At 71.4% G+C, this 15,982-nt stretch carries 15 protein-coding genes; 10 read left to right on the forward strand and 5 right to left on the reverse strand.

What is annotated here, in order from left to right:
- Positions 1 to 69 precede the first annotated feature (69 nt).
- Positions 70 to 1,527 carry an aminopeptidase P family protein gene (locus tag ACFY3N_RS07395; RefSeq protein WP_390815662.1) on the forward strand — a complete coding sequence of 486 codons (1,458 nt, stop codon included), beginning with the start codon at positions 70 to 72 and terminating at the stop codon, positions 1,525 to 1,527.
- A gap of 43 nt (positions 1,528 to 1,570) precedes the next feature.
- Here the strand turns inward: ACFY3N_RS07395 and ACFY3N_RS07400 are convergent, their stop codons facing one another.
- Complete coding sequence (locus ACFY3N_RS07400) at positions 1,571 to 2,035, reverse strand: ATP-binding protein (protein ID WP_390815663.1); 465 nt, start codon at positions 2,033 to 2,035, stop codon at positions 1,571 to 1,573.
- A gap of 220 nt (positions 2,036 to 2,255) precedes the next feature.
- On the opposite strand from ACFY3N_RS07400, the gene ACFY3N_RS07405 reads away from it, so the two are divergent.
- From ACFY3N_RS07405 to ACFY3N_RS07445, 9 genes are all read left to right on the forward strand, one after another.
- On the forward strand, positions 2,256 to 3,053 hold the full coding sequence (locus ACFY3N_RS07405) for a hypothetical protein (RefSeq protein WP_390815664.1): 798 nt from the start codon (positions 2,256 to 2,258) through the stop codon (positions 3,051 to 3,053).
- 178 nt (positions 3,054 to 3,231) lie between these two features.
- Complete coding sequence (locus ACFY3N_RS07410) at positions 3,232 to 3,987, forward strand: YcnI family protein (RefSeq protein ID WP_390815665.1); 756 nt, start codon at positions 3,232 to 3,234, stop codon at positions 3,985 to 3,987.
- 84 nt (positions 3,988 to 4,071) lie between these two features.
- Entirely contained in the window at positions 4,072 to 4,728 is a 657-nt protein-coding gene (locus tag ACFY3N_RS07415) for an SCO family protein (protein ID WP_390815666.1), read from the forward strand.
- Positions 4,725 to 5,174 carry a copper chaperone PCu(A)C gene (locus ACFY3N_RS07420; RefSeq protein WP_390815667.1) on the forward strand — a complete coding sequence of 150 codons (450 nt, stop codon included), beginning with the start codon at positions 4,725 to 4,727 and terminating at the stop codon, positions 5,172 to 5,174. Before ACFY3N_RS07415 ends, ACFY3N_RS07420 begins: the two co-directional genes overlap by 4 nt.
- Before the next feature lie 13 nt (positions 5,175 to 5,187).
- Positions 5,188 to 7,077, forward strand: a complete 1,890-nt coding sequence (locus ACFY3N_RS07425) for a copper resistance CopC/CopD family protein (protein ID WP_390815668.1) — start codon at positions 5,188 to 5,190, stop codon at positions 7,075 to 7,077.
- 6 nt (positions 7,078 to 7,083) lie between these two features.
- Positions 7,084 to 8,373, forward strand: coding sequence for an iron uptake transporter deferrochelatase/peroxidase subunit (efeB, locus tag ACFY3N_RS07430; RefSeq protein ID WP_390815669.1), 1,290 nt, complete (start codon positions 7,084 to 7,086; stop codon positions 8,371 to 8,373).
- Positions 8,374 to 8,443: 70 nt separating this feature from the next.
- Positions 8,444 to 9,376, forward strand: a complete 933-nt coding sequence (gene pheA, locus ACFY3N_RS07435; RefSeq protein ID WP_390815670.1) for a prephenate dehydratase — start codon at positions 8,444 to 8,446, stop codon at positions 9,374 to 9,376.
- A 561-nt stretch (positions 9,377 to 9,937) separates the two neighbouring features.
- The gene (gene serS, locus ACFY3N_RS07440; protein WP_390815671.1) at positions 9,938 to 11,215 is read left to right on the forward strand and encodes a serine--tRNA ligase; all 1,278 of its coding nucleotides are present in this window, start codon (positions 9,938 to 9,940) and stop codon (positions 11,213 to 11,215) included.
- Entirely contained in the window at positions 11,212 to 12,024 is an 813-nt protein-coding gene (locus ACFY3N_RS07445) for an HAD family hydrolase (protein ID WP_390815672.1), read from the forward strand. Before serS ends, ACFY3N_RS07445 begins: the two co-directional genes overlap by 4 nt.
- A gap of 327 nt (positions 12,025 to 12,351) precedes the next feature.
- Here ACFY3N_RS07445 and ACFY3N_RS07450 read toward each other — a convergent pair whose 3' ends face one another.
- The 4 genes from ACFY3N_RS07450 to ACFY3N_RS07465 are packed head-to-tail and all read right to left on the reverse strand — an operon-like array spanning position 12,352 to position 15,880.
- A complete protein-coding gene (locus tag ACFY3N_RS07450; protein ID WP_390815673.1) occupies positions 12,352 to 13,071 on the reverse strand; it encodes an ABC transporter permease subunit in 720 nt (239 codons plus the stop codon).
- A gap of 10 nt (positions 13,072 to 13,081) precedes the next feature.
- Entirely contained in the window at positions 13,082 to 13,993 is a 912-nt protein-coding gene (locus ACFY3N_RS07455) for an ABC transporter ATP-binding protein (protein WP_390815674.1), read from the reverse strand.
- A complete protein-coding gene (locus ACFY3N_RS07460) occupies positions 13,990 to 14,904 on the reverse strand; it encodes an ABC transporter permease (RefSeq protein WP_390815675.1) in 915 nt (304 codons plus the stop codon). The genes ACFY3N_RS07455 and ACFY3N_RS07460 overlap by 4 nt, the downstream gene beginning before the upstream one ends.
- Entirely contained in the window at positions 14,894 to 15,880 is a 987-nt protein-coding gene (locus ACFY3N_RS07465; RefSeq protein WP_390815676.1) for an ABC transporter ATP-binding protein, read from the reverse strand. Before ACFY3N_RS07465 ends, ACFY3N_RS07460 begins: the two co-directional genes overlap by 11 nt.
- Positions 15,881 to 15,982: the final 102 nt, after the last annotated feature.

The following is a 15,982-nucleotide window of genomic DNA, read 5'->3' on the forward strand; positions in this document are numbered from 1 at the left end:
GCCCCATTCGGTCATTTCCGCCCGACCGTACGATGGGGGTGGTCCAGTGCCGTATCGAGGAGGATGACCGTGGCGGAGGAGCTGCCGGAGACCCCGGAGACTGCCGAGGAAGAGCCCGTCAAGCAGCGCAAGAACGGCCTGTACCCGGGTGTGTCCGACGAGCTGGCCGAGAACATGAAGAGCGGCTGGGCCGACACGGAGCTGCACGACCTGCGGCCGATCCCCCAGGCCGCCGAGACCGCCGCCCGCCGCGCGGCGCTCTCCGCCCGTTTCCCGGGCGAGCGTCTGGTCGTCCCCGCGGGCAACCTGAAGACGCGTTCGAACGACACGGAGTACTCCTTCCGCGCCTCGGTCGAGTACGCCTACCTCACCGGCAATCAGACGGAGGACGGCGTCCTCGTCCTGGAGCCCACGGCCGACGGCCACAAGGAGACGGTCTACCTCCTGCCCCGCTCCAACCGTGAGAACGGCGAGTTCTGGCTGGACGGCCAGGGCGAACTGTGGGTCGGCCGCCGCCACTCCCTCACCGAGGCCGAGCAGCTGTACGGCATCCCCGCCTCCGACGTCCGCGAGCTGGCCGGCGCGCTGCGCGAGGCCACCGGCCCGGTGCGGGTCGTGCGCGGGTACGACGCCGGGATCGAGGCGGCGCTCACCGACAAGGTCACCGCCGAGCGCGACGAGGAGCTGCGCGTCTTCCTCTCCGAGATGCGGCTGGTCAAGGACGACTTCGAGATCGGCGAGCTGCAGAAGGCCGTCGACTCCACCGTGCGCGGCTTCGAGGACGTCGTGAAGGTCCTCGACAAGGCCGAGGCCACCAGCGAGCGCTACATCGAGGGAACGTTCTTCCTGCGCGCCCGCGTGGAGGGCAACGACGTCGGCTACGGCTCCATCTGCGCCGCCGGACCGCACGCCTGCACGCTGCACTGGGTGCGCAACGACGGCCCGGTCCGCTCCGGCGACCTGCTGCTGCTCGACGCGGGCGTGGAGACGCACACGTACTACACGGCCGACGTCACGCGCACCCTGCCCGTCAACGGCACGTACAGCGAGCTGCAGAAGAAGATCTACGACGCCGTGTACGACGCCCAGGAGGCCGGTATCGCGGCGGTGAAGCCGGGCGCCAAGTACCGGGACTTCCACGACGCCGCCCAGCACGTGCTGGCCGAGCGGCTCGTCGAGTGGGGCCTGGTCGAGGGCCCGGTGGAGCGGGTGCTGGAGCTGGGTCTGCAGCGCCGCTGGACGCTGCACGGCACCGGTCACATGCTCGGCATGGACGTCCACGACTGCGCCGCCGCGCGGACCGAGACGTACGTCGACGGCACCCTGGAGCCCGGCATGGTCCTCACCGTCGAGCCGGGCCTGTACTTCCAGGCCGACGACCTGACCGTGCCCGAGGAGTACCGCGGCATCGGCGTCCGCATCGAGGACGACATCCTCGTCACCGCGGACGGCAACCGGAACCTGTCCGACGGGCTGCCCCGGCGGTCTGACGAGGTCGAGGCGTGGATGGCCGCCCTGAAGGGCTGACGCACGACACGACGGCCGGGCACGCGCGCGTGCCCGGCCGTCGCTACACCGCGACGAGCGGGGCGTCCTTGCGCCACTTGAGGATCTTGTCGAAGCTCACCACCGCGCCGCCCCGGCCCGGCTTGTTGCCGATGTGGACGTGGTCGGCGAGCTCCTGGATGAGGCACAGGCCCCGCCCGTGCTCGGCGTCGGGCGGCGTGGGACGGGCCGGCGGGCGGGAGCGGTTCCCGGGCGCGCCGGGGAAACCGGGGCCCGCGTCGGCGACCTCGATACGGCACTTCTCGCCGTCGAGGTAGGCGGTCACCCGGAACGCCTCCGAGGTGCCGCCGCGCGCGGTGCCCCCGCCGTGCTCGACCGCGTTCGCGCAGGCCTCACTGAGGGCGACGGAGAGGTCGTAGGAGATGTCGGGGTCGACGCCCGCGGTCTCCATGGTGCCGAGCAGCAGGCGCCGGGCGAGCGGCACACTGGCGGCATCGCGCCGCAGATGGAGTGACCACCAGATGCTCATGCTCCAGCCTCCTGGCTGCGGCTCGACATACCGTTACGTATTGCCCCGAGTATTCGCTTGTAAGCGTGAAGTTGACGTGACACCGCCCATATGGCGGGTGTGTCGTGGAGCCCATCGGTGTATGTGGGGCACGCCTTCGCAGATGTGATCTTCCGGTCGTACCTCATCTTGCGGACCTGCCGTACGGCGACCGGTGGGCCGGTGCGATGATGAGCGCGCCATGTCTGCCCCCCACCCGCGCACGATGCGCTCCGGACGAGGGCTCCGGATCCTGCGGGCCGCGGTGTTCGCCGCGGTCTGCGTCGTGCTGGCCGGGGCAGGCCATACGCTCGCCTCCTGCACCGCCGTACCGCTGTGGACGCTGGGCGCGGGCTTCCTCGGGACCCTCGCGGTCGCCGCGCCGCTCGCCGGTCGCGCCAGGTCGCTGCCGGGGATCGCGGTGCTGCTGGCGTGCGGCCAGACGGCCCTGCACACGCTGTTCGGCCTGGGCCAGCACGGCGCACCCGCCACGGGTGCGTCGTCCGCGCTCTCCGACGCCGCGCTGGTCGAACAGGCCGCGCGGCTGTTGTGCGGGACCACCGCGGCGGGGCTCAGCCCCGCGCAGGCCGAGCGCGTCCTCCTCCAGGCGCGGCTCCACCCCACCGGGGCCGCCGCCCACGCGGAGACCGCCGCGGACGCCCCGGCGGCCCTGCTGCCGTCCCTGCCGATGCTGCTCGGCCACGTCCTCGCGGCACTGGCCGCGGGATGGCTGCTGCGCCGCGGTGACCTGGCCCTGCTGCGGCTGACCGAACTGTCGGCGCACGGTGTCGCCGAGGGCGCCCTCGTACGGTCCCTCCGCGCGGCGCTCGCCCTGGTGCGTGCCCTGCGCGCCGGGCTCCCGGGAGCACCGGAAGGGGCCCCGCGCACGGCGCGCACCGCGCTGCCCGCCCCGCTCCCGCCGCGTTCCGCCGGACTGCACCACACGGTGATCCGCCGCGGCCCGCCGGCCGCCGTCACCGCACTCGCCCTCGCCGCCTGACGCGAGGCGACCACCACTCCGGGTTCTCGGCCGAGGAGAGGGGCGCCGGCGTGCGGCACGCGCGCGTGCGGCCGTTTCCGTGTGCGCCCGGCCGTCCTGCCCGAAAGGCCGTCCGGCCGTACGCGCGGCACATCCCTCACCGTCAGTGAAACCTCAACCGAAGCGGAGTGCTTCTGCCATGAAGGCTTCCCGTATCGCCGCCGCCGGTGCCGTCGCCGGTGCCGCCGTCCTCGCCGTGTCCACCCCCTGCTTCGCGCACGTCAGCGTGCAGCCGGAGGGTGAGGCCGCACAGGGCGGCTACGCGGTCGTCGGCTTCAAGGTCCCCAACGAGCGGGACAACGCCTCGACCACCAAGCTCGAGGTCACCTTCCCCACGGACCACCCGCTGGCGTCCGTGATGCCGCAGCCGGTCGAGGGCTGGGACGTCCAGGTCACCACGTCCAAGCTGGACGAGCCGCTCGAGACGCACGGCGAGAAGATCAACGAGGCCGTCTCCAAGGTCACCTGGACCGCCAAGGGCGACGGCATCGAGCCCGGCTTCTTCCAGAAGTTCCCGGTCTCCGTCGGCACACTGCCCGAGGACACCGACGAACTCGTCTTCAAGGCCCTGCAGACGTACTCCAACAAGGAGGTCGTCCGCTGGATCGAGGTACCGCAGGAGGGCCAGGAGGAGCCCGAGCACCCGGCTCCCGTGCTCACCCTGTCCGAGGCCTCCGAGGACGGCCACTCGCACGGTGCCGCGGCCGACGACCAGGCCTCCGACGACACCGCGGCGGCCGAGAACGCCTCCGCCCACACCACCGCCTCCGACGACGCGGGCGACTCCGGCGGTACGGACACCACCGCCCGCGTCCTGGGCGTCGTCGGCATCGTGGTCGGCGCCGCGGGCGTCGCCTACGGCGTACTCGCCGGCCGTCGGCGCACCACCGCCTGACCCTCCCCCCTCTCGACGGCGCGCACCGGGCCCGGCCCGTGGCCTCCCGGTGCGCGCCGGAGCACTCACCTCTCAGGACCATCCATGCGCAAGAAGACCTTCACGGCCGCGGCCCTGCTCGCCGCCGCCTCCCTCACCCTGTCCGCCTGCGGCGGCGACTCCGACGACAGCGGCGCCCCCATCGCCGTGGTGTCCGAGGAGGCCGGCGCCCAGAAGGCGGCCACCGTCCTCGACAAGCCCTTCGAGAAGCCGGACCTCGTCCTCACCGACACCCGGGGCGAGGAGTACGACCTCCGCGAGCAGACCGCGGGCAGGCCCACGCTGATCTACTTCGGCTACACGCACTGCCCCGACGTCTGCCCGCTGACGATGAACAACCTCGCCGTGGCCAAGAAGCAGCTGCCCCAGGACCAGCAGGACGAGCTGCGGATCGTCTTCGTCACCACCGACCCGGAACGTGACACCTCCGCCGCGCTGGGCACGTGGCTCAAGGGCATCGACTCCCAGGTCGTCGGCCTGACCGGCGACTTCGACACCATCCAGGCCGGTGCCCGCACCCTCGGCATCTCGATCGACCCGCCGCGCAAGGACGACAACGGCAAGACCGTCTCCGACCACGGCACCCAGGTCATCGCCTTCTCTCCGAAGACCGACGGCGGCTACGTCCTCTACGGCGAGGACGCCACCGTCGAGGACTACACCAAGGACCTTCCCAAGATCATCAAGGGCGAGAACCCGTGAGGCGCCCGGCAGCCGCGGCCCTGATCGTCGCCGGGGCGCTGGCCCTGGCGGGCTGCGGCGGCCCGGACGGCGGCACGGCGGAGCTGTCCGTCGGCTCCGCGTACATGCCGCAGCCGGTCTCCGACATGGCCGCCGGCTTCCTCACCATCACCAACGAGGGCGACTCCGCGGACCGGCTGACCTCGGTCAGCAGCGAGGTCGCCGGCCAGGTCACCGTGCACGAGACCGTCGACGGGGCCATGCAGGAGGTCGAGGCCCTCGACATCCCGGCCCACGGCACCCTGGTGCTCGAGAGCGGCGGCAACCACCTGATGTTCGAGCGGCTGAAGCGGAAGCCGAAGCAGGGTCAGAAGATCTCCGTCGAGCTGCGCTTCGCCGAGTCGGACCCCGTCACGGTCGAGATACCGGTCAAACCGGCCACCTACACCCCGAAGACCGGACACTGAGGGAGACACCCCTGTGACCCAGACCATCGCCCCCCGCGTGCGGACCCTGGTGCTGCTGCTCCTGGCCGTCACCGGCGCGCTCCTCGCCGGAGCCGCTCCCGCCTCCGCGCACGCCGCGCTGACCGGCAGCGACCCCGGGCAGGGGGCGGTGGTCGACACGGCGCCCGCCCAGGTCTCGCTCACCTTCTCCGAGCAGATCGCGGTGGGCGACGACGCCGTGCGCGTCCTCGACCCCAAGGGCGAGCGGGTCGACAAGGGCGCCCCGGCCAACCCCAGCGGCACGACGTACACCGTGCGGCTGCTCGGCGGACTGCCCGACGGCACGTACACCGTGGCCTACCAGGTGGTGTCCGCGGACAGCCACCCCGTCGCCGGCGCCTTCACCTTCTCCATCGGCGCACCCTCCAAGACCTCCGTGTCGGTCTCCGCGCAGGCCTCCGACGACGGCCCGGTCGGCTGGCTGTACGGCTTCGGCCGCTACGTGTCCTACGCCGGCTTCGTCGTCATGGCCGGCGGGGCCGCCTTCGTGCTCGCCTGCTGGGAACGCGGCTCCGGGGTGCGGGCGGTACAGCGGCTGGTCGTCTCCGGATGGCTGACGCTCACCGCGGCCACGCTCGCCCTGCTGCTCCTGCGCGGCTCCTACACCACCTCCGGAACGGTCGGCGACGTCTTCGACCTGTCGCTGCTCGGGGACGTGCTCCAGACGAAGACCGGCGCGGCACTGGTCTCCCGGCTGCTGCTGCTCGCCGCGGCGGCCCTGTTCATCGCGGTGCTGTTCGGCGCCCATGACAAGCGCGAGGCCGAGGAGAAGCGGGACCTGACCTTCGGGCTGGCGATCGGGGGAACGGTCGTGGCGGCCGGACTCGCCGCCGGCTGGGCCATATCCGAGCACGCCTCCCAGGGACTCCAGCCGGGCATCGCCATGCCCGTCGACGTGGTCCACCTGCTGGCCGTCGCCGCCTGGCTCGGCGGACTCACCGCCCTGCTCGTCGCCCTCTACCGGGCACCCGCCGACACCCCGGTCGACGGGGAAGCCGTCCAGCGGTTCTCCCGGCTCGCCTTCGGCAGCGTGGTGGCGCTCGTCGTCACCGGCGTCTACCAGAGCTGGCGGCAGCTCGGTTCCTGGTCGGCGTTCACCGACACCCGGTACGGGCAGCTGCTGCTCGCCAAGATCGGGCTCGTGGTGGTCCTCGTCGCGGTCGCCTCCCTCTCACGGCGCTGGACGGCACGGCTGGCGCAGGCACCTGCCCCGGCGGTGCGCGAGGAGGAGAAGCAGCCCGCGGGGGCGGTCGAAGCCACCGGGGACCACAAGGCCGGCGACGTCCGGGCCGCTCAGCTCGCCCGGCAGCGGGCCGCGATGGAGAGCGCCCGGCAGAAGCGGCTGCGCGACGCCGATCCCCACCGCTCCGGCCTGCGCCGCTCCGTGCTCGCCGAGGCGGGCATCGCCGTCGTCCTGCTCGCCGTCACCACCGTGCTGACACAGACCGAGCCGGGACGTACGGAGCTGGAGGCGGCCGCCTCCGCCTCGGCCCCGTCCTCCGCCCCGACCGGCCAGGGCACCGGCACGGTGACGCTGAACATGCCCTTCGACACCGGCGGCGAGAACGGCAAGGGCGTCGTCACGATCGACCTCGACCCCGCCCGTACCGGCGACAACACCCTGCACCTCTATGTGGAGGGCCCGGACGGCCAGGCCGTCGACATCCCCGAGGTGAAGGTCGCCCTCACCCTCTCCGCCAAGGACATCGGGCCGCTGCCCGTCGTCCCCGACCGCATCACCACCGGACACTGGTCGGCGAGCGGAGTACAGATCCCCATGACGGGCGACTGGAAGATCGAGGTGACCGTGCGGACCTCCGACATCGACCAGGTGACCGTCTCGAAGAACGCGAAGATCGGCTGAACCACCATGGCTGACCAGTCCACTCCACAGCTTCGGACCCCTGGGGCACCACCTCGGGAGGAGCCCGGGGACCGGACCACCGGGAACGGCCTCTCCCGACGGCGGCTGCTCGGCACGGCCGGCGCCACCGGGCTCGTACTGGGAGCGGCGGGCGGGGCCGTGGGATACGCGTCGGCACCCGCCGGAGCCACCCCGCTGACCTCGGTGGGCGACAGCCGGATCGAGTTTCACGTGAAACATCAGCCCGGCATCACCCAGCCGCTCCAGGCCCGCGGCCATCTCATCGCCTTCGACCTCGCCCCCGGATCCGGGCGCAAGGAGGCGGCCGCACTACTGCGCCGCTGGTCGGACACCGCCCGCCGACTGATGGCGGGCGAGCCCAGCGCACAGGACGACACCGGTGTGGCCCGCGACGCCGGCCCCTCCTCACTGACCCTCACCTTCGGCTTCGGCCACAGCTTCTTCGAGCGCACCGGCCTGGAGAAGCAGCGCCCGGCCGCCCTGGACCCACTGCCCGACTTCTCCTCCGACCACCTCGACAAGGCCCGCAGCAACGGCGACCTGTGGGTGCAGATCGGTGCCGACGACGCCCTCGTGGCCTTCCACGCCCTGCGCGCCGTCCAGAAGGACGCGGGCTCGGCGGCCAGGGTGCGCTGGCAGATGAACGGCTTCAACCGCTCACCCGGCGCCACCGCCCACCCCATGACCGCCCGCAACCTGATGGGCCAGGTCGACGGCACCCGCAACCCCAAACCCGCCGAACCCGACTTCGACGACCGGATCTTCGTCCCCGGCCAGGGCGAGCCCGCCTGGATGGCGAACGGCTCCTACGCCGTCGTACGCCGTATCCGCATGCTGCTCGACGACTGGGAGAAGCTGCCGGTCGAGGAACAGGAGAGCGTCATCGGACGCCGCAAGTCCGACGGGGCGCCGCTGTCCGGGGGCAGCGAGACGTCCGAGATGGACCTGGAGAAGACGGACGCCCGGGGCAACCTGGTCGTCCCCATCAACGCCCACGCCAGGATCACCCGGCCCGACCAGAACGGCGGCGCCGCCATGCTCCGCCGCCCGTTCTCGTACCACGACGGCATCGACACGGACGGAACGCCGGACGCGGGACTGCTGTTCATCTGCTGGCAGGCCGATCCGCTGCGCGGCTTCGTGCCCGTGCAGCGCAAGCTCGACCGGGGCGACGCCCTGACCCCGTTCGTCCGTCACGAGGCGAGCGGGCTGTTCGCGGTGCCGGGCGGCGCGGCGGAGGGAGAGTATGTGGGGCAGCGGCTGCTGGAGGGATGAGAACCGCCCGGTGTCACCCCTGAGCGCTCTCGCGGGGCCGCCGCCGGCCGGAGCCCATTAGGGTGAGGTCATGCCAGCGAGCTATGCGTATCTCGGCCCAGAGGGCACCTTCACCGAAGTCGCCCTGCGCACGCTTCCCGAGGCGGCCACCCGTGAGCTGATCCCGTACGTGTCCGTGCAGTCCGCGCTCGACGCGGTGCGCGCCGGCGAGGCCGAGGCGGCGTTCGTCCCCATCGAGAACTCCGTCGAGGGCGGCATCACCACCACCCTCGACGAACTGGTCGCGGGCACCCCGCTGATGATCTACCGCGAGGTGCTGCTGTCGATCACCTTCGCGCTGCTCGTGCGTCCGGGCACCAAGCTGTCGGACATCAAGACGGTCACCGCCCACCCGGCCGCACAGCCACAGGTCCGCAACTGGCTCAGGACACATCTCCCGGACGCCGTCTGGGAGTCGGCCGCCTCCAACGCGGACGGTGCGCGACTGGTCCAGGAAGGCCGGTACGACGCCGCCTTCGCCGGTGAGTTCGCCGCCGCCCGGTACGGCCTGGAGGCCCTGGAGACGGGCATCCACGACGCGGAGAACGCCCAGACCCGGTTCGTGCTGGTGGGCCGCCCCGCCCGGCCCGCCGCGCCCACGGGCGCCGACAAGACGTCCGTCGTGCTGTGGCAGCGCGACGACCACCCCGGCGGTCTGCGCGACCTGCTGGGCGAGTTCGCCACCCGCGGCATCAACCTGATGCTGCTCCAGTCCCGGCCGACCGGCGCCGGGATCGGCAACTACTGCTTCTGCATCGACGCCGAGGGCCACATCTCGGACCGCCGGATGGCCGAGGCGCTGACGGGGCTCAAGCGGATCTGTCTGCAGGTGCGCTTCCTCGGTTCCTACCCGCGTGCGGACGTACGGCCCGGGGAGGCGCGGCCGCCGTTCCCCGGGACGTCGGACGAGGAGTTCGTGGGGGCGGCGGACTGGGTCGCGCGGTGCCAGGACGGGCGGTTCTGACGGGCGGTTCCGACGGGCCGGGAAGAACGCGCTCCGGTCCTACCTGCTGATTTTCGTTGTCCACAGGAGTTATCCACAGTCCTCTTTCTCAACCTGGGGACAAGTCGACACCGAAGCCGCATCCAGTCGACAAATCGCCCCGCAGGGCATGATCACGTTCATCGCTCCGCACATCACGCTTCGTCCACCCTTTTCCTTTGGTCAACCCTTTGGGGTGATCGCTTTCCACTCAAAAGTGGGGAAGAAGGGGGTTTGCCCTGGGAATCCTCGGCCGTGATCAGCCGTTTCGGAGGGGTCAATTCCGGAGTCCACAGATCTTCCCCACAGCCTGTGGATAACTCACCCGAGAGTGTGAGGCCTGTGGACAACCGAAGCCCAAGTTCCGCACCGCGCAAGGAACTCCGGTCAATCGGCAGCCCGCGAACTGACCCGTTCCGGGGGTAGCGCCTCATTCATTGACCTTGCGGAACACTTTGCGCAATTCACCCATAACGGAGCGCATGCCGCCGCACCGCAATAGTGGGTCGTGAGGCGTCACCCCGCACCGGTAGCCTTGACCGCGTGATTGACCTTCGCCTGCTTCGTGAGGACCCCGACCGTGTGCGTGCTTCACAGCGCGCCCGTGGAGAGGACGTCGCACTCGTCGACGCCCTCCTGTCTGCCGACGAGCGGCGCAGGTCGTCCGGCGTCCGCTTCGACGAGCTGCGCGCCGAGCAGAAGACGCTCGGCAAGCTCATCCCCAAGGCGGCCGGCGACGAGAAGGCCGAGCTGCTGGAGCGGGCCGGCCGGCTCGCCGCCGACGTCAAGGCGGCCGACGCCGACCGCGACACCGCGGCGGGCGAGACCCAGGACCTGCTGCTCAAGCTGAGCAACCTCGTCCACCCCGACGTGCCCGTCGGCGGCGAGGAGGACTTCGTCACGCTGGAGACGCACGGCAGCATCCGCGACTTCGACGCCGAGGGCTTCGCGCCCAAGGACCACCTGGAGCTCGGCCAGCTCCTCGGCGCCATCGACGTCGAGCGCGGCGCCAAGGTCTCGGGCTCCCGCTTCTACTTCCTGACCGGCGTCGGCGCGCTGCTCGAGCTCGCCCTGGTGAACGCCGCGATGGCCCAGGCCACGGCCGCCGGCTTCACGCCGATGCTGACGCCGGCGCTGGTGCGCCCCCAGTCGATGGCCGGCACCGGCTTCCTCGGCCAGGCGGCCCAGGACGTCTACCACCTGGACAAGGACGACCTCTACCTGGTCGGCACGTCCGAGGTGGCGCTGGCCGCGTACCACATGGACGAGATCATCGACGCCGACCGGCTGCCGCTGCGGTATGCGGGCTTCTCGCCCTGCTTCCGCCGCGAGGCCGGCTCGCACGGCAAGGACACCCGGGGCATCTTCCGCGTCCACCAGTTCGACAAGGTCGAGATGTTCTCGTACGTCGCCCCGGAGGACTCCCAGGCGGAGCACCAGCGGCTGCTGGAGTGGGAGAAGCAGTGGCTGACCTCGCTGGAGCTGCCGTTCCGCGTGATCGACGTCGCCTCGGGCGACCTGGGCTCCTCGGCCGCGCGCAAGTACGACTGCGAGGCGTGGATCCCGACCCAGGGCAAGTACCGGGAGCTGACCTCGACCTCGGACTGCACCGAGTTCCAGTCGCGCCGGCTGTCGATCCGCGTGCGGGAGGACAAGAAGGTGCGCCCGCTGGCCACGCTCAACGGCACGCTGTGCGCCGTACCGCGCACCATCGTGGCGATCCTGGAGAACCACCAGCAGGCCGACGGCTCCGTGCGCGTGCCGGAGGTGCTGCGTCCGTACCTGGGCGGCCGGGAGATCCTGGAGCCGGTCACCAAGTGAGCACCGCCCCCACCGCCTTCCCGTATCGGCTCATCGCCACCGACCTCGACGGCACGCTGCTGCGGGACGACCACTCGGTCTCCCGCCGCACCCGTGACGCGCTCGTCGCGGCCACCGCGGCGGGCGCCGCGCACATCGTCGTCACCGGCCGCGCGGTGCCCTGGACCCGCCCGATACTCGACGACCTCGGCTACGAGGGCCTCGCCGTCTGCGGCCAGGGCGCCCAGGTGTACGACGCCGGGGCGCACCGCCTGCTGACGTCGGTGACCCTGGACCGGCAGCTGGCCGGAGTGGCGCTGGCCAAGATCGAGGCGGAGGTCGGCCCGCTGCACCTGGCGGCGAGCCGCGACGGTCTGGACGGCGAGGTGCTGGTCGGCCCCGGTTACGAGGTCGTGGGCGGGCTGCCCGCGACCTCGTTCACGGACGCGTCGGACCTGTGGACGGCGCCCCTGAACAAGCTGTACATCCAGCACCCGGCCCTGACCTCGGACGAGCTCGCCGACGCGGCCACCCGCGCGGCGGGCGGGTTCGTCACCGTCACCATGGCGGGCGAGGGCATCGTCGAACTGCTCCCCTTGGGCCTCTCCAAGGCCACGGGACTGTCACTGGCGGCGCGCCGGCTGGGCGTGAAGGCCGCGGAGACGATCGCCTTCGGCGACATGCCCAACGACATCCCGATGTTCGCCTGGTCCGCCCACAGCGTGGCCATGGCCAACGCCCACGAGGACCTCAAGGCGGTGGCCGACGAGGTGACGGCCTCCAACGAGGAGGACGGCATCGCGGCGGTGGTGGAGCGACTGCTCGCGTGACCGCGCGCACCCGCCCCACCACGGCGTGCCCCTTGCCGGAGGCGGACGTCGGGAAGGGCGGCCCACGCGACACAGGTGCGCGTGCTCGAAGCGGCCGCCCCGGGCAGCCCCCTGTGCGGGCGGACCCGACGGAGCGGTGGGAATTGCTCCGGGTACCGCCGCGTGCCGCCCCGACGGGAGAGGGACGTACCGCCGTGCACGGACGTCGTCCCGCTCCTCTTCCCGCGGATGGCGCCGGACTTTCCCGGCGATGCGGACACCATCACTCTGCCCGCCGGGCGAATCCGGCGCCACCGAATAAAACGGGCCGTCACCGGCCCCCGCGGGTCATTCCTCGCCGGCCAGCGTCAGCGATCGCAGCTTCTGCCCGGCGTACCAGGTGGCCAGTACGGTGACCGAGGCCAGCAGCACCGTCGCGGTCGTCAGACCCACGTCCGAGGTGACCAGGTCACCGCCGGAGACCTTCTGCGCCACCGCCAGCGACCACTGCTGGACGCTCAGCGTGCGCGCGCCGGGCACCAGGGAGCCGAACAGCGCCTCCCAGACCAGCGCGTAGACCAGTCCGAACACCACCGCGTGCCGCGAGACCGTGCCGAGCAGCAGGAAGAGCGCCGCGTACGCGATGGAGGCGACCAGCGCGGCCACGGTGTAGGCGACGGCGACCTGCTGGCCGTTGCCGTTCAGGACGAAGCCCGCGATCAGGGTCGGCACCGCCGAGAACACCATGGTGACGGCGATCGCGACGATCAGCTTGGTGTAGATGATCGTGGGCCGCTTGATCGGCTTGGACAGCAGGTAGACCACCGAGCCGTCGTCGATCTCGGGGCCGATGGCCCCGGTTCCGGCGATGACACCGATGATCGGCACCATGGTGGCGAGCGCGAACCCGCCGAGCACGTCGGCCGCCGTCTGGTCGTCGGCGCCGCTGAGGGCGCGCACGGCCACGGAGATCACGATCAGCAGCAGGGGCAGGGCGCCCAGGATGAGGGCCCGGCGCCGGCCGAGCAGGGCCCGGTAGGTGAGCCGGGCGACTGTGGGGTCGTACATCAGGGGCCTCCTACGCCGCGACCAGGTACGAGAAGACGGACTCGAGGGACTCGTCGGATGGCGAGACCGTGAGCAGTCGGATGCCGTGCTCCTTCGCGACCCTCGGCAGCAGGGACGTGAAGCGGCCGAAGTCGACGGCCTGGATGCGCAGCGCGCCCTCGGCGTGGTCGACCTCGATGCCGGACGTCGACGGGTCGGCGATCAGCGCGGCCGCGAGGGCGCGGTCGTCGCTGGAGCGCACCAGGTAGCGGTGCGGGCGGTCGGTCATCAGGCGGCGGATCCTGCGGAAGTCGCCGCTGGCCGCGTGCCGGCCGGCGACGACGACCTCGATGTGCCAGGCGAGCTGTTCGACCTCTTCCAGGATGTGGGAGGAGAACAGCACGGTGCGGCCCTCGTCGCCCATGCGCCGCAGCAGGTCCATCAGCTGCATGCGCTGGCGCGGGTCCATGCCGTTGAAGGGCTCGTCCAGCAGGAGCAGCGACGGCTGGTGGACCAGCGCGGACGCCATCTTCACGCGCTGCCGCATGCCTTTGGAGTAGGTGGCGATCTTGCGGTCCTGCGCGTACTCCATCTCGACCGTGGCCAGCGCCTGCTGGGCGGCCTTGGCGCCCAGGCCGTGGAGTTCGGCGTTGGCGAGGACGAATTCGCGGCCGGTGAGGAAGTCGTACATCGCCTCGCGCTCGGGGACGATGCCGATGTGCCGGTAGATGGCCTCGTTGCGCCACACCTGCTGTCCGTCGAGGGTGACGGTGCCGGTGGAGGGGGCGAGGAAGCCGCCCATCATGTTGATGAGGGTGGACTTTCCGGCGCCGTTGGGGCCGAGCAGGCCGGTGACGCCGGGGCCGATGGTCATGGTGATGTCGTTGACGGCGACCACGTTGCCGAACCAGCGGGAGACGTGGTCGATGGAGAGCGTGGTCACAGTCCCACCTTCCGGTAGCGGCGCATCAGGAGGGCGTAGCCGGCGGCGATCAGGCCGAGGCTGAAGAGGACGTAGACGACGCCCTCGGCGCTGCTCGGACCCACTCCGCCCGGGAAGGCGGAGGTGGCGCCCAGGAAGGCGGACTGCACACCGTCGATGAGGGTGATCGGCGAGAACAGGCCGATCCAGACGCCGGCGTCGCCGCTGCCCTGGGTGTCCGCGATCGCCTGGAGGGTGGAGACCGCGCCGTAGGAGATGGTCAGTACGGCGATGACGGCCGCGATGCCGAAGCCGCGGCGCGGGGTGACCGAGGCGATGACCAGGCCGATGCCGGCGAAGAGCAGCGAGAGCAGTGCCACGGAGACGAGTCCCTGCGCGAATCCCTTGGTCTGGTCGGTGAAGTCCAGCTTGGCCAGCAGCGCGCCGATGTACAGCACCAGCAGGGGAGCGGCGGTGAGGACGAACAGGGCCGAGGCCAGCGCGGCGAACTTGGCGCGTACGTAGTCGGCGGTCTCGATGGGCCGTGAGAAGTACAGCGGTACGGTCTTGAAGCGCAGGTCGCGGGAGACGGACTGGGGCGCCTGCGAGGCGACGTACAGGCTGATGACGGCCTGCATGACGATCGCGTAGCGCGTGTAGTCGAGGGGCAGTTCCTTGACCTTGGTGGCGACGGCGACGGCCACCATGATGACGGCGGGCACGCACATCACCACGAACAGCAGCATCGGCAGCACCTTGGACTTCACCGAGCGGCCGAGGCCGTAGGCGCCGCGCAGGGACTGCGAGTACAGCGACAGCCTGGCGTAGGAGCGGCCGAGGCGGGGGCCGTCGTAGGAGCGGTAGCCGATGTTGTGGATGCGGGTGTCACCCGATGCGGTGGCCGGTGTCCGCACGGACGGCTCAGTCGCCATGGCCGACCGCCTCCTTCCGCTGCTCGTCGCTGTTCTCGTCGTGGTGCGTGAAGACCTCGGAGATGTGGTGCCGGCGCTGTTCCATGCGCACCAGGCCGAGGCCGAGGTCCGCGATGACGTCCCGGACCAGGTCGTAGGTGTCCTCGCCCTGCGCGGTGAGCAGCAGGACGTGTCCGGCGCCCGGGAGTCCGCTGCCGTCCTCGGCGGTCACCCCGCGCGCGTGGAGCGCGTCGCGCACCGCGCGGGTGCCGTCCGGGTGCTCGTCGGTGTCGGTGACCTCGATCGCGAGGGTCGTGGTGGTCTGGGTGAAGTCCGTGGTGGAGCTGGAGCGCAGCAGCTTTCCGCCGTCGACGACGACGACGTGGTCGCAGGTGCGCTCCAGTTCGCCCAGCAGGTGGGAGGTGACCAGGACCGAGATGCCGAAGTCGGTGTGGATGCGGCGGATCAGGCCGAGCATCTCGTCGCGGCCGACCGGGTCGAGGCCGTTGGTGGGCTCGTCCAGGAAGACCAGCCGGGGGTCGTGCACGAGGGCCTGCGCGAGCTTCACCCGCTGCTTCATGCCGGTGGAGTAGCCGCCGATGGGGCGGTAGCGCTCCTCGTACAGGCCGACGTGGCGCAGGGTGTCCGCGGTGCGTTCCCGCGCGGCGGCGGGTGGCAGGCCGGACATGCGCGCCATGTGGACGACGAACTCGGTGGCCGAGACGTCCGGCGGCAGGCAGTCGTGCTCCGGCATGTAGCCGACCCGTTCGCGGATGGCGGCGCCCTCGGTGGTGACGTCGAGTCCGAGCACTTCGGCGCGGCCCTCGGTGGCGGGGGACAGACCCAGCAGGATCTTGATCAGTGTGGACTTGCCGGCTCCATTGGCTCCGACGAGTCCGGTCACACCGGGCCCGACGTCCACGGAGAGCCGGTCAAGAGCGGTCACCCGGGGGAACCGCTTGCTCAGGCTTTCGGTCACGATCACAGTCACGTCCATGACAGTAGTGACCCGTACCACTCCGGTCGTCAGACCGGAGAGCCGTCTTGGCGTCCGCCTGGAGTTGTACGGGCCCGTAGGGGAATCTCCTTCCGAGGAGTT

Source organism: Streptomyces sp. NPDC000348 (genome assembly GCF_042898795.1).
Lineage (GTDB): Bacteria > Actinomycetota > Actinomycetes > Streptomycetales > Streptomycetaceae > Streptomyces.

Coding starts and splice junctions, on each gene's coding strand:
- pheA (WP_390815670.1), top strand. CDS start 8,444: ATGCCAGCGAGCTATGCGTATCTCGGCCCAGAGGGCACCTTCACCGAA.
- ACFY3N_RS07460 (WP_390815675.1), bottom strand. CDS start 14,904: ATGGCGACTGAGCCGTCCGTGCGGACACCGGCCACCGCATCGGGTGAC.
- ACFY3N_RS07450 (WP_390815673.1), bottom strand. CDS start 13,071: ATGTACGACCCCACAGTCGCCCGGCTCACCTACCGGGCCCTGCTCGGC.
- efeB (WP_390815669.1), top strand. CDS start 7,084: ATGGCTGACCAGTCCACTCCACAGCTTCGGACCCCTGGGGCACCACCT.
- ACFY3N_RS07410 (WP_390815665.1), top strand. CDS start 3,232: ATGAAGGCTTCCCGTATCGCCGCCGCCGGTGCCGTCGCCGGTGCCGCC.
- ACFY3N_RS07400 (WP_390815663.1), bottom strand. CDS start 2,035: ATGAGCATCTGGTGGTCACTCCATCTGCGGCGCGATGCCGCCAGTGTG.
- ACFY3N_RS07415 (WP_390815666.1), top strand. CDS start 4,072: ATGCGCAAGAAGACCTTCACGGCCGCGGCCCTGCTCGCCGCCGCCTCC.
- ACFY3N_RS07405 (WP_390815664.1), top strand. CDS start 2,256: ATGTCTGCCCCCCACCCGCGCACGATGCGCTCCGGACGAGGGCTCCGG.
- ACFY3N_RS07465 (WP_390815676.1), bottom strand. CDS start 15,880: ATGGACGTGACTGTGATCGTGACCGAAAGCCTGAGCAAGCGGTTCCCC.